Here is a 26,745-nt window from a genome sequence, read left to right on the forward strand (position 1 = left end):
GGACCATCCTGCGGGCTGCTAGACCACCCGTAGTACGGGTGACGCAGACAAGAGTGACCACCCGTAGTACGGGTTGTCAACCGCCCTGGCGATGAGCGAAGCTGTCCACGAACGTGGACAAGTCGTCTACGAGGACGCACAGCCGAGCAAGCACTGGCCACGGAGGGCCCGCATGCCGCCGAAGAACACGCAGCCGAAGTACCGGCAGATCGCCGACTACCTGCGCGAAGGCATCTTGGACGGCACCTTCGCCGCCGGCCAACCCCTACCGTCGGAAGAGGCATTGGCCAAGCAGTTCGGCGTGACGCGCCCCACAGTCCGCCAGGGGCTCAGCGAGCTACGGGCGTCAGGTCTCGTCGAGGCCATCATGGGCCGAGGCACCTTCGCCCGCTCCCCCCACAGCCGACCCAGCCACACGCGCCCTCGCGGCGTACGCCGCACTCCGGACGGCCGCTACGTCGAGGCCGACGGCATCCGCTGGACGGACGCCGAACCACCGGTAGCCACCCGCACCGACGCCCCGCTAGCCCTGGCGGATCTACTCCGTATCCCGCCGGGCGAGCCGATGTTCACGTACGACGCCCTGCAGACCGCGGACCACGGCCACTTGCGCCAACTCCACCGGACCTACGTGCCGTTCTCAGTACTCGTCGACACCAAGTACGAGGAAGAGGCACCGCCGCCGGCGCCAGAGCTCTACACCGCGCTCGCCGACCTGGGCCACGAACTCCACTTCACTGAGTACGTACGCACCCGCATGCCCCTGCCGGACCAGGCCCAAGCCTTGCGGCTCACTGACGGAATTCCGCTGCTGCACGTCATCCGCGTGACCCTCACCGAGCCCGACAAGCCCCTCGCACTGGAGGAGTTCCACCTTCCAGGCGATGAGCTGGAAATCTCGTTCAAGCTGTAACTCAAGCCGAGTTGGCTCAGAGTTTCTCTACGTCATCAAGGCGGCTCGCTCCGCTCCCCGCGCGCTGCCCGGCCCCCGGCCGGGCCTGCGCTCCTGTCTACGCCCCGCTCCAGCCCGGCCGGCGCCCGTGCAGCGCTCAGAGCGTTCAGCCGACCGCCGCCAGAGAAGGGGTACATCGTGGCTGGGCTCGGTCGGCTACACGGCTTTAGCCACCTCCCCGGTCAGGGTCCCGCGTCGAGCAAGACCAGGGGGCCACTCGTGCTAATTGCAGTCAGGCTCAAAGCCTGCCCGAGTTGCAATCCGGCGTACGGCCCCCTGATCATGCTCGACCCCAGACCGGGCAGGCCACCGACCAAACCCGCTCCGCCGACCTCTTTCGTAAGCCTCGAAGGACCAGACACTGAAGTACTTACACATTCGCCTTATCGATCAAGCTTGGATCGAAAGCATCGCGCGAGTCACGTTGGGCCATCCGGGAGAGCAAAGCCGAACGGTACGGTTCTCGAAGACGTCCCACTCTACTAACGCCGTAGACGACCGTCGACCGCGAGAGAGAAATTAGCGATTCGAGCTTCGGAGATGCCACAGTGCCAGTCAAAGCAGCCGTGATCTGATCGGCTGCTCTACCTTGCATCGACTGAGGTTCCATGGCTTTATAAGCATCGACTTGCTTAGCAACCCATGCCCTAAGATCCTCAAAGCGCTTCTGCCAATTAGGAAGAACATGGTCGGGCATCGCCTGATTCGCAGACATGAGACCCTGGCCAGTATCACTGAGCACGCACATGTCGAGTGCCGTCAGGGGAACGTAGTGCTGCTGACTCAACTTCACCTCGACCCCAAGGCCTGAGTCTGCATAGAAGAACGGTAGATCAAAGGACGTCGAGCCCTCTCCCCCTGGATGAGTAATCATCCGATCTGTCGGAGTCTTCAGGGGGGCCACCCTTACGAATTCCAATCCATTCCCACGCTTCCCATCAGAGCGAACAGCCAGGTCGCACGGCTGGGAGAGGAGAATCATAAAATGCTCCGATCCCAAACGCCGAAGATCGGGTTCACCACCTCCAACCGATGCGCGAGGACCTCTAGCATTTTGAGAACGCTGTCGCTCAAATTGATGCGGTTTATCCACAAACTTCTGAAACGCGAAAATATCCCCCACTTCGAGGGGGAAATGGAGACCGGTTAGGTGATCAGCCGTCTCAAAATACTCTAGTCGCTCAATCCCTGACAGTTCTTGACGCACCCGATCAGGGTTGACCGTGCTCGGCAGTTTTACTTGACTTAGGCTCGTAACAAGTTTACTGGAAAGATGAACTGTCCGATCGGCCCGAAGTTTGGCACGAACAGAATCCTGAGTAAAAGCCGTAGCAATCCGCAGCAGAGTTTCGGGGCCCCAAGTACCGTCTGTGAGTCTGTCCCCATTAAGGGCAGCTTCAAGGGTGTAGGGGTCAATCCCCCCTACTTTCCTGATTGCCTCCACCCACGTCCCATTGACGGCTTCAGCCAGGCTATCCTGTAGCCGCTCCAGTGCGGGCGCAAGCAGAGTGAGTTTCAGCATGCGCGGGAATCCATCGGCGCTGACCGACAACCGCCCTTTGGCGATCACGAGGAACCTAGAGGAATCAGCTTCAAACTTCCGCGAAAGCGTCTTCCAAGTCTCAATTTCAGCGTCATCTTCCGACACCGTGTGCGTGAGAAGGCCAATCCGCCAGGTGTCCGGAGCATCACGCAGCAGTAGGGAGATCTGTTCTTCGCCAGCGGTCTGAGAAGCTCCTTCTCTGCTGAAATCGCGGTCGAAGAGAATCAAGGTGCTCTTGCCATCAGTCAACAGACTGCTGCGCTTCCTCCGCCAGTCAGAGAGCGAAAGAGTCAAAAACTCACTTGACTCAGCCAGCAGCTCTCGGAGACACGCCGCGGCCGGCTCGTCCTCCTCTCCTGGGGCACCTACGCCATCTGGACCCAGGCGGCTGTCCACCACGTGGTGTATCTTCTTACGCTTATTCTCGTCGAGAGATGCCCACACGCCCCTCACTTCATCCACGAGGAGTTCGGCAGGGGTCGACGGGTCTCGTAAAAGTGCCACCTCAGGAATGACGTCTGCGATCGCCTCCAAATCGGCGGGAAATAGAGCCCCATCGGCCAGAGCTGCAAGGACAGCTTCGCCGGTATCCTCCTTTTCTGCATACCAGTCGTCTACGCAGATAACTCGTTCGACCTGGGCCAGTTCCATCAGCTCTTGGGACGCAGCTTTTGCGTCGAAAGTGGACCCAGCTTGCTTGTCTGCCTGAGCCGGAATCCAGGGCTCCCCGCCGTGCGCCACTGCATCGTCCGCACTCTCTTCATGCATCAACACGCATCCCCCCCAGGTTGATCTGAAATCTATACAACCGACCGTGGCTATTACGGTCCGGCGTTAGCTCAATTCCGCATCCCTCAGAGTCAAGCAACTGCGTCACAACATAGAGCCCGAGCCCTCTTCCTTCCCCCCGCTTTTTAAACGAGACAAAGGGTTCGAAGAGCGTCGACTCTACGCTTCGATCGATACCGCGACCGTTATCGCTAAAGATCAGGTAGGGCTCGTCGATCAAGAGCGAGACAGCAGGAGACTCTTGGGAACCCACCCTGTGATCCTGGAGGAGCCAATACTCGCTATTGAGTAGCAAGTTATCCAGGATTTGAGTCAGCTTTCCCCTGTTCACCTCGATCGTGAAGTCACGCGGCACTTCAACACTGAAAGAGAGCGGCCCCTTACTCCACCTATCGCGATGATAATCCGCTAGGTCTCCGCAAAATTCAGCAAGCGAGATCTTTTCCCTGCGTTCTCTCATGTAGCGCAGCGACGGGTTGAGGTGAGCGATCTGGCGCTTCAGAGCACTAGCTGCTGACTGGACGTACTGAATATAGTTCGAGAGGCGTCTATCCGCGATCTCCACCTCAGTAAGGTGCCGGCGGATCTGTGCACTCCTCACCGAAACCCCGTCGGCAACGTGAGCCACCTCGTGAGAGACGGCCTCGGCTGTGAGTCCCAGAGATACGGTTTCCCAGGCCTGGGCAAGCTGTGCGCGGAGTTGGTCCGATTGGTCTCGAAGAATTTGGAGTACAGCGCGCTCAGATTCGAGTGATTCAACGATCTCTTCGATTTCAGTGACCGACTGGCCAGTTCGCTTATCCCCAGCTTGCAGGTTTGACAACTCTTGGGCAATGGCTGGGTCGATTGACCCAGCAAAGAGTGACCGCTGACTTGCATCAAGTTCGCTCGCCACGCGCTCATGGCTCTTGGCAGTTGCTTCGGCCTCATTGCGTAACGTCCTAAGCCGCTGCTTGGCCGATACAATAGTGCGAGTCCGAGTGTCTTCAACGTGCTGAATCAAGACTTCCGAACTCGCCGTCGGATCTACGCCAGTGCTGATGACCTCGACTTCCTGACGATAGTCATTATAGGCACGGCGAATGAATGTCTGAAATTGCTCGGTGAAAGAACGCCAGCCCTGCAGGAGGCCCATTAGATTTCGATAATGTGGCGTATCAGCGAAACCTTCACGGTCTGTCGTTTCAACCAGTTGCGCATTCTGTCGAGCGGAGATGTCGATGAACCCGAGCGTATTCTCAGGACGTAGACCATAAAAGGACTTCCCGCTAGTCTGCGCCTTTCGCAGCCCTAGCCAATCTTCGTCCATTCGCACGCCAAAGCCGTCGCGGTACACCCTGATGCCCGCAAGGCTTTTTAGATAATTGCGGAACTCGCTACGATTATTGAATGCTTCAGGGTGCCCTTGCCCCAGAGTAATGTAATCTACCTCACCACGAAATGGGCCGGGATCGGCGGGAAAGTCGCCCTCTTTCGAGCGGTGCAGCGCCACATCGTCGAGAGCTCCCAGCTCGATCGACCTTTGGGCCTGTAGAAAATATGCCCCTTCGGCGGCATGGCAATTGAACGCCTGCATCTGCTTGGGCCGGCGAGTTCGCAGCCAGTCCAAGAATCTGTCGCCTGAGTCGGCCTGAAGAAGGGAATCAAACGCGGCTCGGTCTACCGCTCTGCCCTTTTCTTGGGGAGCCCAATAGGCCAGAGAAGCTTCCCCAACGATGTCTAGTTTACCGTTTGCGTAGTTGAGTAGATACCTAACCTCGGCTGCGTTGCGGACACGTGAGGGTAGGTCATATAGATCGATGCGCTCTTCATCGACCCGAAGAAGAATTTTGAGTCCTCTCTCATCGCCATACGGTGAGATCAATACGGACAGTTCTTTCTGCAAGGCAGAGGTACTGCCTTCGGGTCCGCTCTTAGCCGCATCACGCCATTGCTTCGGCTCCCGCAACTGCGTAACGGTCAGAGTGGTTCCAGAGGTTTCCTGCGTTGATCGAGTCAGTAGACGAAGATCGACATCGTTGAGTGACGACTTGCTTAGGAAATCACGCCAGTCAATGGTGATTTCGTGTTCAGCATCGTCTCCGCTTGGCTTCGTAACAATGGTGACAACGTCACCGAGTCTCTGTGCGCCCAGACGGCCCAGCCCTTTATCTCCCAGAGGGGTCCTGCCCAGGCGTGTGGAAAGTCCTCGCTCTTTCATTTCACGCTTAACAGAGTTGCTGATCGTGAGCCAGCCACGCCTAATTTGCTCGATGGTCATTCCTGACCCGTTGTCTTTGATGACAATCGATGGCTGGATTGGATGCTCGGAGTTAGCCAACCCTGTATTGATGACAATATCTGCCCACGTCGCGTCCGCGTCATAGGAATTTTTAACTAGCTCAATCAAAGCTTGCATGGAATCCGTGATGAGGTCCTCGCCAAGTTTGAAGACCACGGACGGATGAACCTCAAGATGAAGAATATCCGCAGGCCCGCGTTCCTCGTCACCGTTCGACACTGTGCTCTCCCTTCCTATGAGCGAGAGTCGGGGTCAGCGTAACAAGGACCACGCATGACCAAAACGCTTTCGGTGTTCATGGTCTCAACGCTTGCATTCCGGTAGGCCATTCTTTTTGTCCCGCCGGGAATTTTCCTCTCGAGCGTTTCGATGTGTCGAGATCCGCGAGACACCAATAGGTCTCGCACGATGGCGACCGTGGGGACCGAGACCCCGCTAATTTTCCGCTCGCCGAGGGTCCAGAACATCCAAGCATTGCTCCGCAAATGCGCCGTGATAGCGTCCAATGACTCATCAAGGTCGCGAACAAAAGCGATAAATCTCGACTGTGCGTTTCGTGGATGGCTTCGCAGCTGATCTAGGCAAATTGCGAACGCAGGCGACTTGCTCTGCAAGTCGTCAGCCCAATCAAGCGCGCCTTTAAGTTTTCCGCCAAGGCTGATTGAATCGATTGATCGGGTATTTTCAAGCAGCTCTTGACGCATACCCGGTACGTCACTTGCATCGATCCATTGAAGTGGAAGATAGCTGTGCTGCCCATAGGTGACCGTAGTAACATTGTCACCGTACGGTGGGGACGTCATAAGGATGTCAGCCGCGGCTTTAGTTCTCTGCGTGGGCACGCTTCTAGCGTCGGCAACATTGCATGAGATTGTAAGCGTTGGATTTGCCCGCAATCCTCTGGTCAATGCTTCTGCCTGATCTTTTAGCTGCTCAATCTGCGCCGCCGAGATTCGCAGGAACGTGTCGATCGTATCGATCTGGCGTGCTGCAATTTCCTCTATTTTGTAGGAATGTAGTTTGACTGTGGACGTCCGGCTATTACTCACAAGCCGGATGGTCTCCGCCATCGCCACCCAGAAAGCCTGGCGAATCGGCTTTCGTCGTTCCGCAGAAATTGCCCTCTTGAGCTTCGACAAATCGCGAGCCACGTCCGCCCGGAACCATTTATCTCTATTGTGAAAATCTACTGCCAGCTCGTCACTTAAGTCCGCCGTCACACGCAGTGCAATTCTCTGACGAACCCGGATCAGCAATTCGGGCTCGTATACCCGTGACTTCACGGTTGCAAGAAGCACAGCTAGCGGGTTGATATCTGTGCCTGAAAAGGAAAGCCCGCGACTCACTGACTCAAGCATGACAGTGCCTGACCCCATAAAAGGATCAATAACAGAGGAAACGGTTGAATCTACGGCTTGTACGTCCTCCAGCAGGGCTCCCTGCAGCTGAGGCACCATCATTGCCGGATAGGCAAAAATGCCGTGGCCGGCCTCGCGACGTGAGCGTCCCGAGAATGACCAGAACTCCGGTGCCAACGCGGCCCGTTCACGGAGCTTGGAAGCCAGCGCCTCCTCAATCTGCGGGGTTAGCCTCACCGGGGTCTCCCTACCCGCCCTCCTCGAGCTCCTACTTTGCGCTCTATCCTGATCAGTGTTGGACGCTCCTAGGCGACCCGTCGCACTCTCCATCGAGGCGGCCCCCGTTCCACGGTTGTTCAACGCGGCCCCCTGCCTGCCCTGTGAGGCACAAGTTCATAGATTGAATCAGATGACGCGGCGTCACGTCACCGGCCCTGCGGGCCAGAAGGGCCAGAAGTCGATGTCACCTTGGCCGATCTTGTTGCCATCGGCTCGCCTCCTCGTCAGCGGACGTGCTCAGACCTCGGCGACCTTGCAGTACTGGCTGCGCCCTGCAGCGGTTCACAGAGGCTCCCCAGAACATGCGAGCGTCATGCTGCGTTTACCGCCTCACGTACCGTTCGTGCCGCCAGCTGACTCCTGTTGCCGGCGTCTGTCAGTGCGCCACCCTGGCCACTGCCGCTTCAGCCGTCTCGGCCGAGCCAACGGCTCGGAAGCATGATGGGCCCCACACAGGCCTCAACGACGGCTCGTGTCCTGCTCATCGGAACAGGTAGTGACTCGCACGGTTGAACTCCCTGCCGAGATGCTGGCAGATGACGTGGACTATGTGTGGACGGGTCGCTGCTGAATCTTAGTCTGTGAGCATCTAACCAGCGGCTTTCCCCAAGACTCAAGCCATCTCCGGAGCGGTGTGGACGCCCTCGGAGTTTCAGTTTGTTGGCCAGGGACCTGCGGTCGGGCCGAGATGGGGAAGAGTTGTTCAGCCGGTGATGGCAGCGCGGCCGAGGTTTTTGAGTACGTCCTCAGTCGACAGCTGTGAGTCGCGCAACCTCTCGTATCCGGCAACGACCTCATCCGGGTCCAAGCCTGCCGCTTTCGCCTCGCTACGCAGGTCAGCAAGGTCGATGGCATCCCTAAGCGCCTGCTTGGCGGCTTTGGCGTCCTCATGCTGCAGCCGCTTGGCCGCTTCCTGCTGACCACGCTTCCACATGTACCAACCTCCGCCGGTTCCGCCTGCCACGAGGGCACCAGCAGCGGCAAAGAAGAGAATGGGCATCTCAGATCCTTTCGTTGCCGTTCATAGGCTGCCAGGTCCGTGCCACCATCACGGGCGATTCAGCGGAAAAAGGCGATCTAGCTCTTACGCCAACCACGACGTCGCTGCCGCAAGAAGACGATGAAGGGCACGGCACGGTGTTACCTCCAGCAACGCGAGTGGGCGAAGCGTGGCCGCGCCGAGCCGAACAAGAGGGCCACGCAAGCGCCGCGTGAAGATGGGTCAGCGATACGGGGTGAGTGTCTAACTGCGTGACGACGCCGGCGAACAACGAAGGACAAGCGCGAACAGCTGCGGAGCATCCCAGCAGTCGAGCTGATGCCTCACATCGGTCTGCCGCTCGTCCGGGCTGCGGCGCTGGGGCGCCGGTCCCGGCCGAGCGGCAGACCAAGGAACGCACACCGGGGAACACCCGGCGCATGAGGAGCGGTTTAGGCCGCAGGTGCTTCGCGGCGAGTGGTCATATGCGGTTGACCCGTCGGGCCACTACTCTCCGCCTCCAGTCCTGCCGTGATCAGCTGTGCCAGTAGTTCGGCTGCCCCAGGTCGAACGACTCCCAGCTGCACCAACCCATCGCCTGAAACATTGACGTCAGCGACCATGCCGGGAAAGTCGGAGTCCAGTCCGAGTAGCACCAGCTGATCGGCCAGGGCGCCGGCGCCTCCTCGGGCGCGGTTCCAGCCGCGGACGTAGGGCACGTCAGGAGCTAAGTTCTCCGCCCGTTTGGCCACCACTCCTCGCCGGTCGGTCATCGTGTCAGTTCCTTCCCTTGTGTTCTTGGACGGTGGTTGGGGCAGGGTCGGTGCTGGCGCGGTCTCTGCCGAAGCCGCTCGCCAGCGCCAGGCGGAGGAGTTCTGCGAGGCGTTCGGCCGTCTCGGGCGACACCCGACCCAGCTCGACGAGGCCATGTCCGAAGGCGTTCAACTCGGCGCGCAGGTAAGGGAAGTCCCTCTCCAGGCCCGCGCGTACGAGGGTGTCTCGCAATGCGGTGGTCGCGTTTCGGGCCGCGTACCAGCCGTCACTGTCGAGGGGCGACCACGCGGCAGCGTCTCGGCCGTCGGTCGGCTCGTTCGGCATCAGCGGTCTGTCTCCTCGGGAAGGGCAGCGACAGCCTCGTACGGGGTCGGGTACAGCTCGTCGAAGCGATCGATCCTGGCGAGGAGTTCTCCGGACGCAACCAACGCGGTTGCGAGAGCGACCGGGCGCAGGGGGTTTGCCTCCGGTCGGCGCGTGGGGGCGCGGAGCCACTGGTAGCGGTCGTCGGACAGAGGAGTGGGGCCGGGTACAACGACCGCACTGCCGTCGCCGAGGTAGCGGAACGGCGGTGGAGACGACGTTTCCCGTCCGAGGTAGAACGCGAAGGTCTCGCGGCTGTCCGAGCCGAGGAAGAAGCCGACCCGTTGGGCCTTGCGATCGGCGACCGATGGCCCGAAAGGCATTCCGCTGCGCTGGAGACGGTCGAACATCTCCAGCCCGAGACGCTCTTCCACGCTCAGCACGTCGAAGAGCCGGCCGGTCGGCACCAGACTGGGCCTGCGGGGATCGTCCGCCCAGATCTCCCGGCGCAGGGCCGGGTCGTCCGTGGCTTCGGACAGCCACTCCATGCCGCGCCTGGTCATCCTTTGCACGTCGTCTCACCCTCAGTCGGAGTACCTTGCGGCCCGATGCCGCCGTGCCTCCAGACTCATGGCCCGGTACGTGGCCTGGGCAGATGACGAGGGGTGACGGGGGATGACACATCCACACACGCCACGTCACCCCCCGTCAGGTCGGCAGGTGCAAACGATCTCCGATTACTGCCTGCAAGAAGCGATCACCAGCGCGTACATTCGGTCGGACAGGTCGAGTTGCCACGCCGGCGCATGCGCACGGGAGTGAAGGGTCACGTCTCCATGAAGCCGACCAGTGTCCGCTTACGAGAGGCTCGCACCAGTCGGGGCTGGAGCCAGCCGCGGCTGGTCAGGGAACTGCGCCGGGTAGCCGGGCAACGTGGGCATCAGTTGCCCTCGGATACCAGCGTGAAGCGTCGCATTGCCAGTTGGGAGAACGGCCACAGCTCGCCGGACGACTTCTATGGTCCCCTGCTCTGCGATGTCTTCGCGGTGGGTGCGGCGGAGCTGGGTCTGAGTGTCGGAGAAGCGAAGGACGCTCCTGTATTCGACGCTGCGTATCCCGCCAGCCCGGACGACGCAATTCAGACGGTCAGCCAACTGTGGCGCGCGGATCTCAACCAGTACGACCCTCTGATCTCGGCGGAGCCGTCCGAACCGGCGTGGAACGAGGCTTCCTTGCGGTGGCTGGTCGCGCCGGAGCCGGGCATCCCTCGCCCACGCACCGAGGGAACACGGGTCGGTCTCCGTGACGTGACCGCCGTCAAGACCACAGCCGACATGTTCGCTCAGCTCGACGACCAGTTCGGCGGAGACCACGCGCGGCACTCGGTGATCCAGTACCTCAGCAACGACGTGGCGCCACTGCTGCGCGGCCGGTACACCGAGCAGGTAGGCCGAGCCCTCTTCTCCACCGTCGCGGAAGCCACCCTGCTGGCTGGTTGGATGTCGTACGACGCCTGTCACCATGGGCTCGCCCAGCGGTATTTTCTCCAGGCACTCCGACTCGCCCAGGACGCCAACGATCGCCGGTTGGCGGGCAGCATCCTGTCAGCGATGAGTCATCAGGCAACATTCCTGGGGCGGTACACCCAGGCCGCCACTCTCGCCCGTGCGGCGCTCATGGGCATTTCCGCCGTGGCGACGCCGACGTTGCGGGCTCAGTTCCATGCGATGGAAGCCCGCGCCCTCGCCCGTACTGGTGATGTCGCTGCCTGCGAGGCTTCGCTGAGCGCTGCGACCAGGGCCCTTGAGAGCCGGAACAGCGGAGACGAGCCGGAGTGGATCAGCTACTTCGACGCCGCGGAGCTTGCCGCGGAGGCCGCGCACTGCTTCCGTGACGTCAACAGGGCTCGCCATGCGGTAACCCATGCCGAGAACGCGATGAGCGGCAGTCACGTGCGCAGCGACTTCTTCGCGACCATGGTCCTCGCCGACGCCCACCTACGAGCCGGGGACGTCGAAGAGGCGTGCCGCGTGGCCCTCGATGCGCTTGACCTGGGGGAACAGCTTAAGTCGGCCCGGTGCGTCAGTTATCTCGCCGAGTTCGGGCAGAACCTCTCCCGGGTGGAAAGCACAGCCACCCAGGACTTCCACCAGGTAGCCGCGGAGCACCGGCTCTGGCAGGCGACGGGCAGAGTGGCCAGCGGCTGAAGAGACGCTGGCCAGCAGTCAGGCAGGCAGTCAGTCAGTCACCGGACCGACAACGACTCTCAGAAGGGCCGCCAGTCCTTCCGGCTTCCGCCCGTCCGCAGAGCACGCAGACGCCGGCCGAACTCATCCGCGGAGCGCTCGCTGGTAGCGACCTGGTGACCGAGCCACGCCACCATCATCAGCTCCCGCAGGTCGGCCAGGGTCTCGTAGCCAGGCCAGTTCATCAGATCGAAGCCGTACCGGTGGACGAACTCCGCGTACTCCGCTTTCGAGTGCCAGCCGTAGCGGTCGTAGTAGAGCGCCGTCAGGATCAGGTCCCACTCGCGTGGGGCGAGTGTGAGACCGTCCAGGTCGATGAAGACCGCGTGGCCGTCCCGGTGGCGGAGGACGTTCCCGATGTTGGCGTCTCCGTGGATCATCCCGAAGGGGAGAACGAAGTCCAGGCGGTCGTAATCCTTGGCGAGCCCAGCCGCTCGCGCCTCCAGGAACTCGCGGTCCTCCCCCGCGATGCCGTCCAGTCCTTCGAGGGACGCCGTCAGCTTGGCCAGCGGATCGAAGTACGGCAGGCCGAGAGACTCCGGCTCTTCGAGCCAGTGGAGGCGGCGCAGCAGGTCGGCCAGTTCGCCGACGGTGGCGTACTCCTCGTTCTCCTGAACGCTCTCCCAGAAGGTCACCACTCGGCCGCGGACGACTAGCGGCTGAGCGACACGCGCCGGCACGCGCGTGGCCGGGAAGTTCTCGGTCTCCAGCCAGCGTGCCACCTTCACCGCCCGGTCCATCTCCACGCGTACCGACGGATCGCGTGCGATGCGCACGATGATGGGTGACATGGGCAGGCGGTACACCGCGTTCGACCCCAGGCGCAGCAACTCGGCTCCACTGGAGTCGAGTCCAGCCGACGAGCAGGCCTCTCGAAGGACGGGGGCCAGTGTCTCCGCGGTGAACTCCGCGCTGTTGCCGCCCGCTCCCCCGCTGCTGCCCGAGATCATGCTTCGACGATACGGCCCGGACCCACCGCCTGACAGGTCGCCCGCGCAATAGGAGCGTGATGATCTTGCTCAGGCTTCAGCCGCAAGAAGGCTCCGCCGCAGGTCAGGGCGCGGGGCGCCGCTCGTGCTCACCTGGCCTCCGGAGCCGTGTGCGCAGGTTCGAATCCTGCCGGGGGCACACTGTGCAAGTGTGCCCAAGACCCCGTCACCAGCGGAAACGCTGAGGCCGGGGTCTTCGCGTATGTGCAGGCGCATGAAAGCAGCCAGGCTCCCAGCGAGGCCAGCCACTGGCCAGTTGCCCAGGTCAGCTCCTGACCGAGCCGCAAGTCCACAGCTTCCCAAAATGGTGTATCGATGTCAGTGGTCAGTGCGAAGATCCCGGTCAACCAGCTGACTGGGAGAGTCATGGGCACATGGGACATCCACCCATTCGACAACGACACAGCCGCGGACTTCGCGAACGATCTGGACGACGCCGACACGCTGGAGCGTGTAGCCCTCATCCGCACGGTTCTCATGCGGGCTGCCCACAGCAAGGACTAGCTGGAAGCGCCCGAAGCCGAGGAAGCAGTAGCGGCTGCGGCCCTGGTGGCCGCCCAATGCTCCGATACTGAACCGGGCAACATTCCGTACGGTCCTGAAGAGCCGATTCCGACCCTGCCCGCGGACCTGAGGTTGGTGGCCGTCGAAGCCCTGGACCGGGTCCTCGCAGACGAGTCCGAGCTCTCCGAGCTTTGGGAGGAGTCCGAGGGCGGCGGAGCCTGGAAACGAAGCATCGGCCGGCTACGTCAGGCACTCGACCCGGCGCTTCAGGCACAAAGGGATGCGCTGTTCGGGATCTGAGCCGCGCCCCTCGCCGTGCTACTACCGGGTCGTTCCTGGTCCGTTCAGTGCCGCTTGGCAGCGGCCATCGACGACTGCCCGCAGAACAGCACCAGTGCATGTAGGGCCCTGCGTTGGTCCCCCTCTGAGAGACCCTTGAACCACTCGACGCCCTCGTCCACAGATCTGAGCTCCTGCGCGAGTTCGTTCAGGATCACCTCGTGTGTGTACACCGCAGACTTCGACCCCCATGATTCAGACCCACGGGACGCTCACCGCCTCCCGTGGGCATCTCCCCCGTCGAGCCCGCGCAGCACGCCTTTCAGGAGGTCCACGCAGCAACTGCGCCCCGGTCCCGTCCATTCCGGCCGCCCCGCACGCCTCGCGCAGGTCGACTGCCACGCCCTCCGCCGTGAACTACGTGGCGTCGCTGGCCGGTCCCTCGCTACTGCCCGGGATCATGGCTTCGACGATACGACGCAGCCCCACCCCCGGACAGGGGGCGCCCTCGCAATAGGGACGTGCTGTCCAGCCCCTCCCGTGGCTCGCTTCGTGTCTATGACGGGCGGTTCTCGGGGACGCGGGCGCCGGGGCACGGCGTGACCACGGCGCCGTTGCGGCGGGCGGGGGTGCGGGTGTTCGGCGAGGGGCAGGTTGCCGAGGCGGCGGGCTGCCCGGGTGAGCTTGAAAGTGCCGGTGCCTTGCGCTGGCCATCGCCTCGCGTTCGCCAACACCCCTAGCTGTCCCAGGCCTCAACATCAGTCCCACTCCCAGGCCAGGCCCACGATGCCCGGGCTGGCGTCCTGTTCCGTCAGGTGGGCGCTGTGGTAGCCGTTGAGGGGGATCGGTGTGACGTGGTGGCGGGGGGCGTGGGCGGAGCGGCGGGTGAAGCCGTAGCAGCGGACCGGGAGGGTCGGTGGGGCGAAGTAGACCTGGAGGAGGTAGTGGCCCACGGGGTAGCGGAAGCCCCGGGTGTACTCGGTGCACTCGCCGCCGGTGCCGTCGGTGATGCGGTAGCGGAAGGGCTGGGTCTCGCCGAGGGACAGGGGGCGGTCGAAGACCAGCTCCACGGCGAGGAGGGAGGCCGACTGATCGCCGCGCACGCGGCCCAGGCGGCAGTTGTCCAGGGGGTCGATCCGTACCCGGGTGATGTCGCAGCCGGGGTCGCCCTGGTAGATGGAGACGTACCGGTCGACGTTGCCCCGGTGTGCCCGTACGAGTTGCTGGACCTCGCGGCGCCACAGTTCACGTCGGGGGCCGAGGTGGACCTGCTCCGACTGGCTCACCGTGTGGAGGCGGTCCTCGGTGGGGCAGTCGAGTTGGTCCAGCAGGTGGAGGACCGCCGTGTCCGAGCCGATCAGCTCCTGGTAGCGGCGGGCCGCCCGGGTGGTGGTGCCCGTGGCTCCGCCTCGGGTCGGTTCCAGCAGGCGGAGCAAGGCGCCGGGGGCGATGTCCAGGATGTGTTCGAGTGCCCTGATCACCTGTACCGACTCGGGCCTTGCCGGTACCCGTTCGCCGCGCTGCCAGTAGCTGAGGCTGGTCACGCTGACCTGGAGGCCCTGTTCGGCCAGGTGGTGGCGGATGCGGTGCAGGGCGAGGCCGCGGCGTCGGACGGCCGTGCGCAGGGCCAGGTGGAAGGGGCCGGTGCGCAGGGCCCCGGTCAGCGCATCGGTCAGGGCATCAGGCAGGGCGTCGGGCGGGGCGTCGTCCGGTGGGGCGCTCTGCACGGGGCCGCCGGTGCCGGAGGCGCCGCCGGGGTGCGTATCGGTATGCATCACATCTTCACCTCCGCCGGTGGCCGGTCCCGTGTGCTTCGAGTGGATGTTCACACAGCAGGCGGTCGAAGGCACCGGGTCGGACGGGACGATTCCACGGCCGGTGCGCGGAGGGCCCGCGGGCGGGCGGTCGGCGATGCGGGTGGGGCTGGGCAGAGGGGTCGCGGTGCGATCCGGTCCGGCTTGTGCGGCGTTCACGGGTGTTCACACCGGGTTCACCGCTGAACCAGCCAGTTTTGCCGGCCTCTTGAACGACCGGACGCGCGGTCCGACTCTCGAGCCACTCCCCCCGGCCGGTCCCGGCGGTCCCGGCCCCCTGGTGCCCGGTTCCCGTCGTTCTCCCCTGGGCCCGGCCGGTGGTTCGTCAGGTGAACGGCCTTATCCGATGGGGTTGTTCACCGTCCCCACAAGGAGGGCATCCATGCGCTTGTCCCTGTCCCCACGGAGACGGCGGCGGTGGGCCGTCGCGCTCGCGCTCTCCGCGAGCGTCGGGCTGCTCACCCCGTCGGTGGCGTCGGCGTCGTCTTCGCCGTCCCCCGGCCACGCGGCGCCACCGTCCACCCTCGCTCGCTCGGCGGTCGGCGGCGGCAGCAGCAGCAGCAGCAGCGCCACCCAGGCCGAGTGGACCTGGCGCCGGCTGAACATCTCCATGCAGGCCCAGCAGTTGAGCAACTGGTGCTGGGCCGCGACGGGCGACACCGTCGCGGAGTACTACGGCCACGACTACTCGCAGAACCAGTTCTGCAACCTCGCCTTCGGCCGGGCCGTGAACAGCTCCTGCCCCAACTCGCAGGCCACCCTCGGCAACGACCAGCGGGCGTTCAGCTCGATGGGCATCAACCCGGGCCGGTACGTCGACGGCTACCTCAACTACGACACGATCACCCGGGAGATAGACGCTGACCGCCCCGTGATGTCGCGGATCCAGTGGCAGTCCGGCGGCGGTCACATGCTGACCGTGTACGGCTACGACGTCAGCAAGAACTGGGTGTACTGGGGCGATCCCTGGCCGTCGAGCAACCGCTACAACTGGGCCACCTACGGCTACTACGTCAACAACGGCTCCTTCTTCTGGACCCACTCCCTCTACGGAATCGGAGCGTGAGCCCGGCATGCGACCCCGACCCCGACCCCGACTCCGACACACCGTCCTGCTGATCGCGCTGCCCGGCCTGGCTCTCCTCGGGCCGGGTCCGGCGGCCGCCGCCGGCCAGACGGGACCCTCCAAAAGCCCTGTGGTGGCCGACGCTCCCACCGCAGCGCAGCTGTCCGACGCCCACCGGGCCGCCGGGGCCCCGGCCACCCTGCGGGTCCTGGAGACCTTCTTCGCCCGCGACGGCCTCCCGCCGGGCCGCAAGGGCAGACTCGGCCCCGCCCAGGAGGCCACCGCAGCCGAGGCCGCCGATCCGCGCCTGGTCGGCACGGCCGTACCGGTGTACTCGCTCAACCCGGAGTTCGTCACCGCGGCCTCGGCGGGCCGGACCCCGGTGGCCACGATGGAGTTCGCCGCGTCCGAGGCCGTCGACACCGACGGCGACACCGCCTCGGTGTGGACGGCCCGGGTCGCCGGGAAGTGGCAGGTGGTCAACATCGCCACCGGGAGCGACGAGACCGACTACGCGGCCCGCGCCGACGCCGGTTCGGTGGTGTTCCGGGAGCCCCAGCTGAACGCCTGGTACCGGTTGGCCGACGGCCGGGTGGTACCGCTGAACGAGGAGGCCCGCGCCTCCGTCGGCGCCGGGGGCACCGGACTGGCGCGCTACCAGCGCCTGGTGCACCAGCGGTACGCCGACAAGATGCCGGGGTCGCGGTACGACGAGCGCGGTTACGCCGGCGGGTACGACACGGGGGCTGAGCGGGCGCGGGTCGCCGCGGACGCCCGTACCGCCGACTCGGGGCCGGCGGGCACCGTGCCGGGCGCCGCCGGGGTGGGGGCGGCTGCCCTCGCCGTCGCCGGGGTGGCCGGCGGGCTGTTGGTCCGCCGGCGGCGGCTCACCGGGGGGTGAACCGGACCTGAGCCGACGGCCTCGACGGCCCCCGACGACGCCCACGGCGGTCGGGGGCCGTCGGGGATCCGTCAGCGCGGGGGCTCGGTGATCGCCTCCGCCAGGGGCTTGCGGGCCAGGTCCGGGACCTCGCAGTCGGGCGCCGCGTAGCCGACGGGGAAGAGGATGTAGGGGCGTTCGTTGCCGGGGCGTTCGCAGATCCTGGTGAGGAAGGCCATCGGGTTGGGCGTGTGGGTGAGGGTGCTCAGGCCCATCGCGTGCAGGGCGGTGATGAAGAGGCCGCAGGCGATGCCCACGCTCTCGTTCACGTAGTAGTTCTTGCGCAGCGAACCGTCCGGCATCGCGGTGCTCTTCTCGGCGAAGCAGACCACGATCCACGGTACGACGTCGAGGAAGCCCTTGTCGGAGTCCGTTTCGAGGCGGGCGAGCGCGGCGCGCCACTCGGGCGGGATGCGTCCGCCCTCGTAGTTGACCCGTTCCTCCTCCTCGGCGGCGAGACGGATGCGGTGCTTGGTCTCGGCGTCGCCGATCACGGCGAACTTCCACGGCTGGAAGTGGGCGCCGGAGGGTGCGGTGTTGGCCGCGGCGACGGCGAGGTCGACGCACTCGCGCGGGACCGGCTCGTCGCTGAAGAACCGCACGCTGCGCCTGCGGTCGACGAACGACACGAAGTCCCGCCCCCGCCGGATCATTTCGGCCTCGTCGTACCGGTCGGGGCGGTAGGGGACGAACGGGTGCGTGTGCTGCCTCACGGAACGGGTCTCCTCCTGGACGGGAGCACATAGGGTGGGACGGGAAGTGCCCAATGGGCAACAGAGGCGTCCGTCGGCTGTCGATTTGGCAGCTCAAACGGGATCGGGCTGCCCTTCGGGTGGCAGATCGGCAGGTACGGTGGCACGACAGGGGCTCGACCAGCTCGACGGCCGGATGCTGCGGCTGCTCCGGGAGCGTCCACGTGAGGGCCTGCTGGAGATCGCCCGCCGGCTCGGCGTCGCCCGCGGCACCTTGCAGGCCCGGCTCGACCGGCTGACCGGTTCCGGCGTGGTGACCGGTTACGGCCCGGACATGGACGTCGCCGCCCTCGGGCACGTGGTCCAGGCGTTCACGACGTTCGAGGTGGACCAGCCCGCCCGCGAGGCCATCGCGGCGCGCCTGCGGGCCGTTCCGCAGATCCTGGAGGCGCACGTGGTGACCGGCCCCGGCGACATCTGGTGCCGTATCGCGGGCACGAGCAACCAGCACGTGCAGCAGGTGATCGACCAGGTGCTCGAGGTGCCGGGGGTCCGGCGCAGTACGACGGTCATCGCCCTCAGCGCCGTCGTCCCCTACCGCGTCCAGCCCTTGGTCGACGAGGTGTCCGGCCTGTCGGAGCCACGCCTGGGCTGACTCCGCGGCTCCTCGGGTCCGTCGGGCCTCTCGCGAAGCCGGCCGAGCGGGGCTCAGCCCTGCCAGATCTCCCCGATGCGTCCCGCGTGGGCCGCGCCCTGGCGTCGGCCCTCCCGCGCCGCCCCGGGGATGCGGGAGGCGTCCAGGGCGTTGCGGCCGAAGGCGCGGCGGGCCGCCCGGTCGGGGGTCAGCAGGGCGACCCGGGCGCCGCGCGAGGCGAGGGTCTCGGCCTGGGTCCGCGCGCTCGGGCTCGCTCCCGCGCCCTTGGGGACCGGGGCCAGCACGACGACGCGCGCGCAGTCGTCGACGAGGTCGGCGTTGGTCGTGGAGCGGACGCCGCCGTCCATCCAACGGCCCGCACCGATGCCGATCGGCGGGAAGAGGGGCGGCAGTGCGCAGGTCGCCGACATGGCGTGCAGCAGGTCGACCCCGCTGTCGGCGTCGAAGGCGGTCGGTTCACCGGTGAGCGCGTCGACGGCGAACATCCGGACGGTCCTGTCCGGCCAGTCCCGCACGGGCAGTTGGGCGCCGATGGCGTCGAAGACCGCGCTCTGCGGCACGTCGCGCACGGAGAGCGCCAGCCGGCCGAGGCGCCCGACCACCGTCTCCGGGTCGCGCGAGCCCAGCGCGGCCCACAGGTACCTGACCGTCATGCCGAAGGTGAAGTCCACGTCCATCATGGCGCGTTCACCGTCGAGCTGCTCCTTGTAGAGGTCGGCCGGGGCCGAACCCCTGGCCAGGTCGAGGGCCAGCAGCGAACCCGCCGACGTGCCCGCGAGGACGTCGGCGTCCGTGAGGTCCACCCCCGCGTCGGCCAGCCCGGCCAGGACGCCGATCTGCCATCCGTACGCGGTCAGACCGCCCCCACCCAGCACCAGCGCCGTGTCCGCCACGTCCTCCACCCCTCCCATAGCGGGGACCACTCCCCGTTTTGCTGCCGAGCGCGACGCTAGCAGGTAAACGGGGAGTGGTCCACGTTTGGGGTGTCCCGTGCCCCACTCAGCTCCGGGCCAGTACCGTCCCCACCACCTGGCGCAGCATCGACTCCGGGTCGGGGGCGGGGCCCGGGGAGCGCCAGGCCACGAAGCCGTCGGGGCGGACCAGGACCGCGCCGCCCCGGGTCACCCCGTGGGCGCGCGCCCAGTCGGTCTCCTCGTCGTCCGGGATCAGGTCCGCCCCGGGCGACCCGCCCACGCGGTACGACTTCAGCGGCACCCGCATCCCGGCGGCCACCGCGGCGGCCGCCTCGTGCCAGCCGGTGGGCTGGGCGGCGTCGCTGAGCAGGACGAGGGAGTCCTCGTAGAGGTCCAGGGTGGACAGGCGGTCCTGGCCCCGGCGCACCCAGAGGTGGGGAGCCCGGCTGCCGGGCGCTCCGGTGAGGTCGAGGCCCTCCGGGACCACCGGGGTCGCCGGGTCGGCGCCGACCACCGCGCCCCGGGGGTAGCGGTAGCCGAGGGCGACGTTGAGGATCCCGCGCTGCGGGCCGCCGCCGGGACCGCCAGGACCCCCGGAGCCGCCAGGACCGCCAGGCCCACCGGTGCCGCCGGTGCCACGGCCCGCACCGCCGGGAGTACCCGCGCCCGGACCGCCGACCCCCACGACCGGCGGCGGCGCGAAGCCCGGGTGGCTGTGCTCGACCGAGCGATGGGCGGCGCGGGCGCTGGTGGCCTCCGCGACCGGGCGCCGTTCCGTGTCGTACGTGTCCAGCAGGGCCTCGCCCGCCCAGCCCTCCAGGACCGCGGCCAGCTTCCAGGCGAGGTTGTGGGCGTCCTGGATGCCGGTGTTGGAGCCGAAGGCGCCGGTGGGGGACATCTCGTGGGCCGAGTCGCCGGCCAGCAGGACGCGGCCGGAGCGGTAGCTGCGGGCGACGCGCTGGGCGGCGTGCCAGGGCGCCTTGCCGGTGATCTCGACGTCGAGGTCGGGATCGCCGATCGCGCGGCGGATGTGGGCGGCGCAGCGCTCGTCGGTGAAGTCCTCGACGGTTTCGCCCTGTTCGGGGTGCCAGGGGGCGTGGAAGACCCAGTTCTCGCGGTTGTCGACGGGTAGCAGGGCTCCGTCGGCGTTCTCGTCCGTCAGGTAGCAGACGATGAACCGGCGGTCGCCCACGACGTCGGCGAGACGGCGCGAGCGGAAGGTGATGCTGATGTTGTGGAAGAGGTCGCCGGGTCCGCTCTGGCCGATGCCGAGCTGTTCGCGGACGGGGCTGCGCGGACCGTCGGCGGCGACCAGGTAGTCCGCACGGATGGTGGTGTGCTCGCCGGTCTCCCGGCTCTTCACGATCGCCGTGACGCCCTCGGTGTCGGCCTCGAAGGAGAGCAGTTCGGTGCCGAAGCGCAGGTCGCCGCCGAGGTTCACGGCGTGCGTGAGGAGTTCGGGCTCCAGGTCGTTCTGACTGCACAGGCACCAGGAGCTGGGGCTGAAGCGGGCCAGTCCGCCGCCCGGGTCGATCTGCTTGAAGAGCCACTCCCCCGCGTCGCCGGCCAGGGTCGGCGCCTGGAGGATGCCGTGGTTGTCGGCCAGCGTGGCGGCGGCCCTGCGGATGTCCGGCTCGGTGCCGGCCACCCGGAAGATCTCCATCGTGCGGACGTTGTTGCCGCGCCCGCGGGGGTGGATGGAGGTGCCGGCGTGCCGCTCCACCAGGGTGTGCCGGACGCCCAGCCGGCCCAGGAACACCGAGGTCGACAGGCCCACCAGGGACCCGCCGACGACCAGGACCGGGACGCGGTGGGTCCGGTCGCCCCCGGGGGCGGCGCGGCCGGACCGGTCGGCTCTTTCGTTCATGATTCGTCCTCCGTTGTACGACAGGTGTGCGTCGGGAGTGGGTCGGTAGTGCGTCGGTAGTGCGTCGGACGCGCGTTCAGATCCGCGTCGGGGATGCGTCAGGGGTGCGAGGGGGGTCCGACCGAGGTGCGCCGGGGCCTTCATGCATGCCCCGTACGGCCCGTCGGGGCCCGCCACGGCGCAGGCTTCACCCGCTTAACCCTCCTGGTTCGCGGACCCCGCGGGCACGGCCCACGATCGTGCTTACGCGACCGTCGCACCCCGCCGGCCCGGCGGGCGCCGCCGACGATCGCCCCAGTCCACGAGGAAGACCGGAGAAGAGGTGGGCCGGATGACGGTCTCTCCCGTCGTAGCGACGGATGCCCCGACCACGGACGCGACGCGGGCCACGGCGGCGTCGGCGACGCCGCCCGCCGTGGCGACGGACGCCGGTGCCGTGTCGATATCCGCGTTCGACGGTTCCCGCGTGCGGGTCGTCCTGATGCTGGACGTCCACGACGGAATGCAGCAGGAGTTCCTGGACGCCTACGAGCGCATCCGCGACCGGGTCGCCGCCGTACCCGGACACGTCAGCGACCAGCTGTGCCAGTCCCTGGAGAACCCGACCCAGTGGCTCCTCACCAGTGAGTGGGAGAGCGCCGCGCCCTTCCTGGCCTGGGTCAACAGCGACGAACACCTCGACACCGTCGAACCGCTGGCGACCTGCGTCCGTGACACCCACTCGCTGCGCTACAGCGTCCTGCGGGAGACCGACGGGGGGCGCCCGGCGCCCGGTGAGCCGCGCTCCGCACCCCGGATCGGGGACAACGTCGTACGGCACGCCCTCACCTTCACCGTGCGGCCCGGCACCGAGGCCGAGACCGCCCGGCTGCTGTCCGAGTACGTGTCGCCCGACGCCCACGTGGACGGCTCCACGCGGCTGCTGCGCACCTCGCTCTTCATGTCCGGCAACCGGATCGTGCGGGCCGTGGAGGTGCGCGGCGATCTGCAGACCGCGTTGCGCCACGTCGCCCGGCAGCCCGGGGTGCGGGCCGTCGAGGAGGCGCTGAACCCGTATCTGGAGCAGGACCGGGACCTCGGCGACCCGCAGTCCGCCCGGCGCTTCTTCACCCGGGCCGCCATGCCCGCCGTCCACCACACGACGTACCCCGACCGGCCGGGCGCGCGCCGGGAACGGCTCGCGCTGCTCTACCCGGTACGCGACGGCGCGGGTCCGGAACTGGCCCGGCTGCTGGCCCGTCAGGACGCGTCCGCCGCCCGGAACCCGGACGGCCCGGTGCTGGCCGCCACCGTCTTCCACCGCGACGACCTCGTCGTACGGCTCGTCGACGTGGACGGCGACCCCGAGGGCGCGCCCGCCGAGGTCCTCGGCCTGCACGGGTCCGAGGGCGCCGCGGCCGCCGAGCGGCTGCTGGACACCGCCGCGGTCGGCGTCGACGGGCCGCCGGCCGAGGCGGCCACGCTGTCCCGGCTGCTGACCCGGGTCCGTATGACGCCTCTGACCGACCGGCGTTCGGCCGGTTCCTGAACCACTCTCCCCGACCGCGCGGCCGACCGGGCCCGACGGCGTGCCCCCGGTACGCGCGGCCCCCTCCCCGGCTCCTCCCGGCTTCCCCTCCCCCACTTCCTCCCGTCACCCCCGGAGTGAACGACATGACAGACCAGCAGGTACGCATCGTCTCCCTCGGCGACATCGCCCCGAACCGCCGCCGCGGCGGAGACCTCCGCGCCCTCCTCACGCCCACCACCGCCGGGTCGACCAGCGGCTTCATGGGCGTGGCCATCGTGCAGCCCGGCGACCGCATCGCCGAGCACTACCACCCGTACTCCGAGGAGTTCGTGTACGTCACGGAGGGCGCCCTCGAAGTGGACCTGGACGGGGTGCCGCACTCGCTCGGCACCGGGCAGGGGCTGCTGATCCCGCAGGACATGCGCCACCGCTTCCGCAACGCGGGGGATGTCGAGGCGCGGCTCGTGTTCCACCTGGGGCCGCTGGCCCCGCGGCCGGAGCTGGGCCACGTCGACACGGAGGACGCCGAGGGCAACGCGCTCCCCTGCGACGGTGCGCACGCGGGCCACGCGGGCCACGCGGGCCACGCCGGGCACGAGCGGCCCGCCCCCGCGGCCGAGGTGGTGTCGTGACCCGGCGCCGGGTCGCCGTCACGGGCATAGGCGTCGTCGCCCCGGGCGGGATCGGCGTGCCCCAGTTCTGGGGGCTGCTGTCCGAAGGCCGTACGGCGACGCGCCGCATCTCCCTGTTCGACCCGTCCGGACTGCGCTCGCAGATCGCCGCCGAGTGCGACTTCGAGCCGTCCGACCACGGGCTCGGCCTCGCCACCGCCCAGCGCTGCGACAGGTACGTGCAGTTCGCGCTGGTGGCCGCCTCGGAGGCGGTCCGGGACGCGAACCTCGACATGAACCGCGAGGACCCCTGGCGGGCCGGTGCCACGCTCGGCACCGCGGTCGGCGGCACCACCCGGCTGGAGCACGACTACGTCCTGGTCAGCGAGCGCGGCTCGCGCTGGGACGTCGACGACCGGCGCTCCGAACCGCACCTGGAGCGCGCGTTCACGCCGGCCACCCTCTCCTCCGCGGTCGCCGAGGAGTTCGGGGTGCGCGGGCCGGTGCAGACCGTCTCCACCGGGTGCACCTCCGGCCTCGACGCGGTCGGGTACGCCTACCACGCGGTCGCCGAGGGACGTGTCGACGTGTGCCTGGCCGGTGCGGCGGACTCGCCGATATCGCCGATCACCATGGCCTGCTTCGACGCCATCAAGGCGACCTCGCCGAACAACGACGACCCCGCGCACGCCTCCCGGCCCTTCGACGCGGACCGCAACGGCTTCGTGATGGGCGAGGGCGCGGCGGTGCTGGTCCTGGAGGACCTGGAGCACGCCCGGGCCCGGGGCGCGGAGGTGTACTGCGAGATCTCCGGCTACGCCACCTTCGGCAACGCCTACCACATGACCGGGCTCACCAAGGAGGGCCTGGAGATGGCGCGGGCCATCGACACGGCGCTGGACATGGCGCACCTCGACGGCTCGGCGATCGACTACGTCAACGCGCACGGCTCCGGCACCCAGCAGAACGACCGGCACGAGACCGCGGCCGTCAAACGCTCGCTGGGCGAGCACGCCTACGCGACGCCGATGAGCTCCATCAAGTCCATGGTGGGCCACTCGCTCGGCGCGATCGGCTCCATCGAACTGGCCGCGTGCGTACTGGCGATGGCCCACCATGTGGTGCCGCCCACCGCCAACTACACGACCCCCGACCCCGAGTGCGACCTGGACTACGTGCCGCGCGAGGCACGGGAGCGGACGCTGCGGCACGTGCTGTCGGTGGGCAGCGGCTTCGGCGGCTTCCAGTCCGCGGTCGTACTGAGCGGCAGTGAAGGAGGGCTGCGATGAGCGGACCACAACGGACCGGCACCGGCGGTGGTAGCCGACGGGCGGTCGTCACCGGACTCGGCGTGGTGTCGCCGCACGGCACCGGCGTCGAGGCGCACTGGAAGGCGGTCGCCGACGGCACCAGCAGTCTCGGTCCCGTCACCCGGGAGGGCTGCGCGCACCTGCCGCTGCGGGTCGCGGGCGAGGTGCACGGCTTCGACGCGGCCGAGACGGTCGAGGACCGATTCCTCGTCCAGACCGACCGGTTCACGCACTTCGCGCTGTCCGCGACCCAGCACGCGCTGACCGACGCCCGGTTCGGCCGGGCCGACGTCGACTCGCCGTACTCGGTCGGCGTGGTCACCGCGGCGGGCTCGGGCGGCGGAGAGTTCGGGCAGCGGGAGTTGCAGAACCTGTGGGGGCACGGCTCGCGCCACGTCGGCCCGTACCAGTCGATCGCCTGGTTCTACGCGGCCAGCACCGGCCAGGTCTCCATACGCAACGACTTCAAGGGCCCCTGCGGGGTCGTGGCCGCCGACGAGGCGGGCGGCCTGGACGCCCTGGCGCACGCGGCACTGGCCGTGCGGAACGGCACCGACACGGTGGTCTGCGGCGCGACGGAGGCGCCGCTGGCCCCGTACTCGATCGTCTGCCAGCTGGGCTACCCCGAGCTGAGCCGGGCCGCCGAACCCGATCGCGCCTACCGCCCGTTCACCGAGGCGGCCTGCGGTTTCGCCCCGGCCGAGGGCGGTGCCGTGCTCGTCGTGGAGGAGGAGGCGGCGGCCCGGGAGCGCGGGGCGGACGTGCGGGCGACGGTGGCCGGGCACGCGGCGACCTTCACCGGGGCCGGCCGCTGGGCCGAGTCCCGGGAGGGGCTGGCCCGCGCGATCCGGGGCGCCCTGGCCGAGGCGGGCTGCCGGCCCGAGGAGGTCGACGTGGTCTTCGCGGACGCCCTCGGGGTCCCGGAGGCCGACCGGGCCGAGGCGCTGGCGCTGGCCGACGCGCTGGGCCCGCACGCCGCGCGGGTGCCGGTCACCGCGCCCAAGACCGGGACCGGGCGGGCGTACTGCGCGGCGCCGGTCCTTGACGTGGCGACGGCGGTACTGGCGATGGAGCACGGGCTGATCCCGCCGACCCCGCACGTGCTGGACGTGTGCCACGACCTGGACCTGGTGACCGGCCGGGCCCGCCCCGCCGAGCCGCGCGCGGCCCTGGTTCTGGCGCGCGGCCTCATGGGGTCCAACTCGGCGCTCGTCCTGCGCCGGGGTGCGGTACCGCCCGAGGGCCGCTGACGACCGAACGACGACCACTGGCCACGGGCGGTGCCCGTGGCCGGCCAACCCGAGTCAAGGAGGACACCCATGACCGATCAGCAGCTGGACTACCAGGTGACCGTCGAGGAGCTGTCGGCGCTGATGAAGCGCACCGCCGGCGTGCACGTCGACCCGGTCACCCTCCGGCAGCAGGCCGACGACGGTTTCGACACCTTCGGCCTGGACTCCCTCGGCCTGCTGGGCATCGTGGCCGAGCTGGAGAAGCGGTACGGCCTGGGCCTGCCCGAGCAGGCCGAGCGCTGCAAGACGCCCGCGGATTTCCTCGCGCTGGTCAACGGCGCCCTCAAGACGGGAGTGTGACATGGCAGGGCACACCGACAACGAGATCACCATCGCCGCCCCGATGGAGCTGGTCTGGAACATGACCAACGACATCGAGAAGTGGCCCGGCCTGTTCAGCGAGTACGCCTCCGTGGAGGTGCTCGGGCGCGACGACGACAAGGTCACCTTCCGGCTCACGATGCACCCGGACGCCGACGGCAAGGTGTGGAGCTGGGTCTCCGAGCGGGTCGCCGACCCCGTCACCCGCACGGTCCGCGCCCAGCGGGTCGAGACCGGGCCCTTCCAGTACATGAACATCGTCTGGGAGTACGCGGAGACCGCCGAGGGCACCGTCATGCGCTGGACGCAGGACTTCGCGATGAAGCCGGACGCGCCCGTGGACGACGCCTGGATGACGGACAACATCAACCGCAACTCGCGTACGCAGATGGCGCTGATCCGGGACCGGATCGAGCAGGCGGCGGGCGAGCGGCGGACCGCGTCGGTGCTCGCCGACTGACACGTACGGACATCGGC

Annotated in this window: 23 protein-coding genes and 1 pseudogene; 12 read left to right on the forward strand and 12 right to left on the reverse strand. The window is 67.3% G+C overall.

Annotated features, from left to right (window positions below; all coding sequences use genetic code 11):
* The first annotated feature begins 172 nt into the window (after nt 1-172).
* Nucleotides 173-913 carry a GntR family transcriptional regulator gene (locus Sru02f_RS31225; protein ID WP_109033427.1) on the forward strand — a complete coding sequence of 247 codons (741 nt, stop codon included), beginning with the start codon at nt 173-175 and terminating at the stop codon, nt 911-913.
* Nucleotides 914-1,322: 409 nt separating this feature from the next.
* Here Sru02f_RS31225 and Sru02f_RS31230 read toward each other — a convergent pair whose 3' ends face one another.
* The 6 genes from Sru02f_RS31230 to Sru02f_RS31255 all read right to left on the reverse strand — a co-directional run bounded on the left by Sru02f_RS31230 (nt 1,323) and on the right by Sru02f_RS31255 (nt 9,806).
* A complete protein-coding gene (locus Sru02f_RS31230; protein ID WP_159107562.1) occupies nt 1,323-3,263 on the reverse strand; it encodes a hypothetical protein in 1,941 nt (646 codons plus the stop codon).
* Nucleotides 3,256-5,784 carry an ATP-binding protein gene (locus Sru02f_RS31235; protein ID WP_159107561.1) on the reverse strand — a complete coding sequence of 843 codons (2,529 nt, stop codon included), beginning with the start codon at nt 5,782-5,784 and terminating at the stop codon, nt 3,256-3,258. Before Sru02f_RS31235 ends, Sru02f_RS31230 begins: the two co-directional genes overlap by 8 nt.
* 14 nt (nt 5,785-5,798) lie before the next feature.
* Nucleotides 5,799-7,160, reverse strand: coding sequence for a TRM11 family methyltransferase (locus Sru02f_RS31240; protein WP_159107560.1), 1,362 nt, complete (start codon nt 7,158-7,160; stop codon nt 5,799-5,801).
* A gap of 745 nt (nt 7,161-7,905) precedes the next feature.
* Entirely contained in the window at nt 7,906-8,202 is a 297-nt protein-coding gene (locus Sru02f_RS31245; RefSeq protein WP_109033425.1) for a hypothetical protein, read from the reverse strand.
* A 756-nt stretch (nt 8,203-8,958) separates the two neighbouring features.
* A complete protein-coding gene (locus Sru02f_RS31250) occupies nt 8,959-9,279 on the reverse strand; it encodes a hypothetical protein (RefSeq protein WP_109033424.1) in 321 nt (106 codons plus the stop codon).
* Nucleotides 9,279-9,806: a bifunctional DNA primase/polymerase gene (locus tag Sru02f_RS31255; protein WP_109033523.1), complete on the reverse strand. Its 528-nt coding sequence runs from the start codon at nt 9,804-9,806 to the stop codon at nt 9,279-9,281. Before Sru02f_RS31255 ends, Sru02f_RS31250 begins: the two co-directional genes overlap by 1 nt.
* Nucleotides 9,807-10,220: 414 nt before the next feature.
* Here Sru02f_RS31255 and Sru02f_RS31260 point away from each other — a divergent pair, with 414 nt between their 5' ends.
* Nucleotides 10,221-11,465 (forward strand): hypothetical protein, encoded by a 1,245-nt coding sequence (locus Sru02f_RS31260; RefSeq protein WP_174855154.1) that lies wholly within the window; start codon nt 10,221-10,223, stop codon nt 11,463-11,465.
* 59 nt (nt 11,466-11,524) lie between these two features.
* Here the strand turns inward: Sru02f_RS31260 and Sru02f_RS31265 are convergent, their stop codons facing one another.
* The gene (locus Sru02f_RS31265) at nt 11,525-12,454 is read right to left on the reverse strand and encodes a phosphotransferase family protein (protein WP_109033422.1); all 930 of its coding nucleotides are present in this window, start codon (nt 12,452-12,454) and stop codon (nt 11,525-11,527) included.
* Between the two features lie 405 nt (nt 12,455-12,859).
* Here Sru02f_RS31265 and Sru02f_RS31270 point away from each other — a divergent pair.
* A pseudogene (locus tag Sru02f_RS31270) lies at nt 12,860-13,297 on the forward strand (DUF4259 domain-containing protein).
* 44 nt (nt 13,298-13,341) lie between these two features.
* On the opposite strand, the gene Sru02f_RS31275 reads toward Sru02f_RS31270, so the two are convergent.
* Nucleotides 13,342-13,509, reverse strand: coding sequence for a DUF5958 family protein (locus Sru02f_RS31275; RefSeq protein WP_373103622.1), 168 nt, complete (start codon nt 13,507-13,509; stop codon nt 13,342-13,344).
* 525 nt (nt 13,510-14,034) lie between these two features.
* Nucleotides 14,035-15,051, reverse strand: coding sequence for a hypothetical protein (locus Sru02f_RS31280; protein ID WP_244941907.1), 1,017 nt, complete (start codon nt 15,049-15,051; stop codon nt 14,035-14,037).
* Nucleotides 15,052-15,472: 421 nt separating this feature from the next.
* On the opposite strand from Sru02f_RS31280, the gene Sru02f_RS31285 reads away from it, so the two are divergent.
* Entirely contained in the window at nt 15,473-16,156 is a 684-nt protein-coding gene (locus Sru02f_RS31285; protein WP_109033420.1) for a papain-like cysteine protease family protein, read from the forward strand.
* 133 nt (nt 16,157-16,289) lie between these two features.
* On the forward strand, nt 16,290-17,057 hold the full coding sequence (locus Sru02f_RS31290; protein ID WP_167469689.1) for a hypothetical protein: 768 nt from the start codon (nt 16,290-16,292) through the stop codon (nt 17,055-17,057).
* A gap of 71 nt (nt 17,058-17,128) precedes the next feature.
* Here Sru02f_RS31290 and Sru02f_RS31295 read toward each other — a convergent pair whose 3' ends face one another.
* Nucleotides 17,129-17,809 carry a nitroreductase family protein gene (locus tag Sru02f_RS31295; RefSeq protein ID WP_109033418.1) on the reverse strand — a complete coding sequence of 227 codons (681 nt, stop codon included), beginning with the start codon at nt 17,807-17,809 and terminating at the stop codon, nt 17,129-17,131.
* A gap of 139 nt (nt 17,810-17,948) precedes the next feature.
* Here Sru02f_RS31295 and Sru02f_RS31300 point away from each other — a divergent pair, with 139 nt between their 5' ends.
* Nucleotides 17,949-18,443, forward strand: coding sequence for an Lrp/AsnC family transcriptional regulator (locus Sru02f_RS31300; RefSeq protein ID WP_109033417.1), 495 nt, complete (start codon nt 17,949-17,951; stop codon nt 18,441-18,443).
* A gap of 53 nt (nt 18,444-18,496) precedes the next feature.
* Here Sru02f_RS31300 and Sru02f_RS31305 read toward each other — a convergent pair whose 3' ends face one another.
* Together Sru02f_RS31305 and Sru02f_RS31310 are read right to left on the reverse strand one after the other, a co-directional pair.
* Complete coding sequence (locus Sru02f_RS31305; protein WP_174855153.1) at nt 18,497-19,354, reverse strand: patatin-like phospholipase family protein; 858 nt, start codon at nt 19,352-19,354, stop codon at nt 18,497-18,499.
* Nucleotides 19,355-19,442: 88 nt separating this feature from the next.
* Nucleotides 19,443-21,224, reverse strand: a complete 1,782-nt coding sequence (locus Sru02f_RS31310) for an FAD-dependent oxidoreductase (protein ID WP_109033415.1) — start codon at nt 21,222-21,224, stop codon at nt 19,443-19,445.
* 331 nt (nt 21,225-21,555) lie between these two features.
* On the opposite strand from Sru02f_RS31310, the gene Sru02f_RS31315 reads away from it, so the two are divergent.
* The 6 genes from Sru02f_RS31315 to Sru02f_RS31340 all read left to right on the forward strand — a co-directional run bounded on the left by Sru02f_RS31315 (nt 21,556) and on the right by Sru02f_RS31340 (nt 26,728).
* A complete protein-coding gene (locus Sru02f_RS31315; protein WP_109033414.1) occupies nt 21,556-22,752 on the forward strand; it encodes a SchA/CurD-like domain-containing protein in 1,197 nt (398 codons plus the stop codon).
* Between the two features lie 125 nt (nt 22,753-22,877).
* Complete coding sequence (locus tag Sru02f_RS31320; protein WP_109033413.1) at nt 22,878-23,366, forward strand: cupin domain-containing protein; 489 nt, start codon at nt 22,878-22,880, stop codon at nt 23,364-23,366.
* Nucleotides 23,363-24,634, forward strand: coding sequence for a beta-ketoacyl-[acyl-carrier-protein] synthase family protein (locus Sru02f_RS31325; protein ID WP_109033412.1), 1,272 nt, complete (start codon nt 23,363-23,365; stop codon nt 24,632-24,634). The genes Sru02f_RS31320 and Sru02f_RS31325 overlap by 4 nt, the downstream gene beginning before the upstream one ends.
* The gene (locus Sru02f_RS31330; RefSeq protein WP_109033411.1) at nt 24,631-25,905 is read left to right on the forward strand and encodes a ketosynthase chain-length factor; all 1,275 of its coding nucleotides are present in this window, start codon (nt 24,631-24,633) and stop codon (nt 25,903-25,905) included. The genes Sru02f_RS31325 and Sru02f_RS31330 overlap by 4 nt, the downstream gene beginning before the upstream one ends.
* A 69-nt stretch (nt 25,906-25,974) precedes the next feature.
* Entirely contained in the window at nt 25,975-26,247 is a 273-nt protein-coding gene (locus tag Sru02f_RS31335; protein ID WP_011030170.1) for an acyl carrier protein, read from the forward strand.
* A gap of 1 nt (nt 26,248) precedes the next feature.
* Entirely contained in the window at nt 26,249-26,728 is a 480-nt protein-coding gene (locus tag Sru02f_RS31340) for an SRPBCC family protein (protein ID WP_003973657.1), read from the forward strand.
* Nucleotides 26,729-26,745: the final 17 nt, after the last annotated feature.

This window comes from Streptomyces rubrogriseus (assembly GCF_027947575.1).
In the GTDB taxonomy this organism is placed as follows: domain Bacteria; phylum Actinomycetota; class Actinomycetes; order Streptomycetales; family Streptomycetaceae; genus Streptomyces; species Streptomyces rubrogriseus.

What these genes read in the sequence shown, in the direction of transcription:
- Sru02f_RS31285 (WP_109033420.1), top strand. Translation starts at nt 15,473, where the DNA reads ATGCGCTTGTCCCTGTCCCCACGGAGACGGCGGCGGTGGGCCGTCGCG.
- Sru02f_RS31305 (WP_174855153.1), bottom strand. Translation starts at nt 19,354, where the DNA reads ATGGGAGGGGTGGAGGACGTGGCGGACACGGCGCTGGTGCTGGGTGGG.
- Sru02f_RS31320 (WP_109033413.1), top strand. Translation starts at nt 22,878, where the DNA reads ATGACAGACCAGCAGGTACGCATCGTCTCCCTCGGCGACATCGCCCCG.
- Sru02f_RS31310 (WP_109033415.1), bottom strand. Translation starts at nt 21,224, where the DNA reads ATGAACGAAAGAGCCGACCGGTCCGGCCGCGCCGCCCCCGGGGGCGAC.
- Sru02f_RS31280 (WP_244941907.1), bottom strand. Translation starts at nt 15,051, where the DNA reads ATGCATACCGATACGCACCCCGGCGGCGCCTCCGGCACCGGCGGCCCC.
- Sru02f_RS31265 (WP_109033422.1), bottom strand. Translation starts at nt 12,454, where the DNA reads ATGATCTCGGGCAGCAGCGGGGGAGCGGGCGGCAACAGCGCGGAGTTC.
- Sru02f_RS31340 (WP_003973657.1), top strand. Translation starts at nt 26,249, where the DNA reads ATGGCAGGGCACACCGACAACGAGATCACCATCGCCGCCCCGATGGAG.
- Sru02f_RS31255 (WP_109033523.1), bottom strand. Translation starts at nt 9,806, where the DNA reads ATGGAGTGGCTGTCCGAAGCCACGGACGACCCGGCCCTGCGCCGGGAG.
- Sru02f_RS31245 (WP_109033425.1), bottom strand. Translation starts at nt 8,202, where the DNA reads ATGCCCATTCTCTTCTTTGCCGCTGCTGGTGCCCTCGTGGCAGGCGGA.
- Sru02f_RS31315 (WP_109033414.1), top strand. Translation starts at nt 21,556, where the DNA reads ATGACGGTCTCTCCCGTCGTAGCGACGGATGCCCCGACCACGGACGCG.
- Sru02f_RS31225 (WP_109033427.1), top strand. Translation starts at nt 173, where the DNA reads ATGCCGCCGAAGAACACGCAGCCGAAGTACCGGCAGATCGCCGACTAC.
- Sru02f_RS31250 (WP_109033424.1), bottom strand. Translation starts at nt 9,279, where the DNA reads ATGCCGAACGAGCCGACCGACGGCCGAGACGCTGCCGCGTGGTCGCCC.
- Sru02f_RS31330 (WP_109033411.1), top strand. Translation starts at nt 24,631, where the DNA reads ATGAGCGGACCACAACGGACCGGCACCGGCGGTGGTAGCCGACGGGCG.
- Sru02f_RS31335 (WP_011030170.1), top strand. Translation starts at nt 25,975, where the DNA reads ATGACCGATCAGCAGCTGGACTACCAGGTGACCGTCGAGGAGCTGTCG.
- Sru02f_RS31230 (WP_159107562.1), bottom strand. Translation starts at nt 3,263, where the DNA reads ATGCATGAAGAGAGTGCGGACGATGCAGTGGCGCACGGCGGGGAGCCC.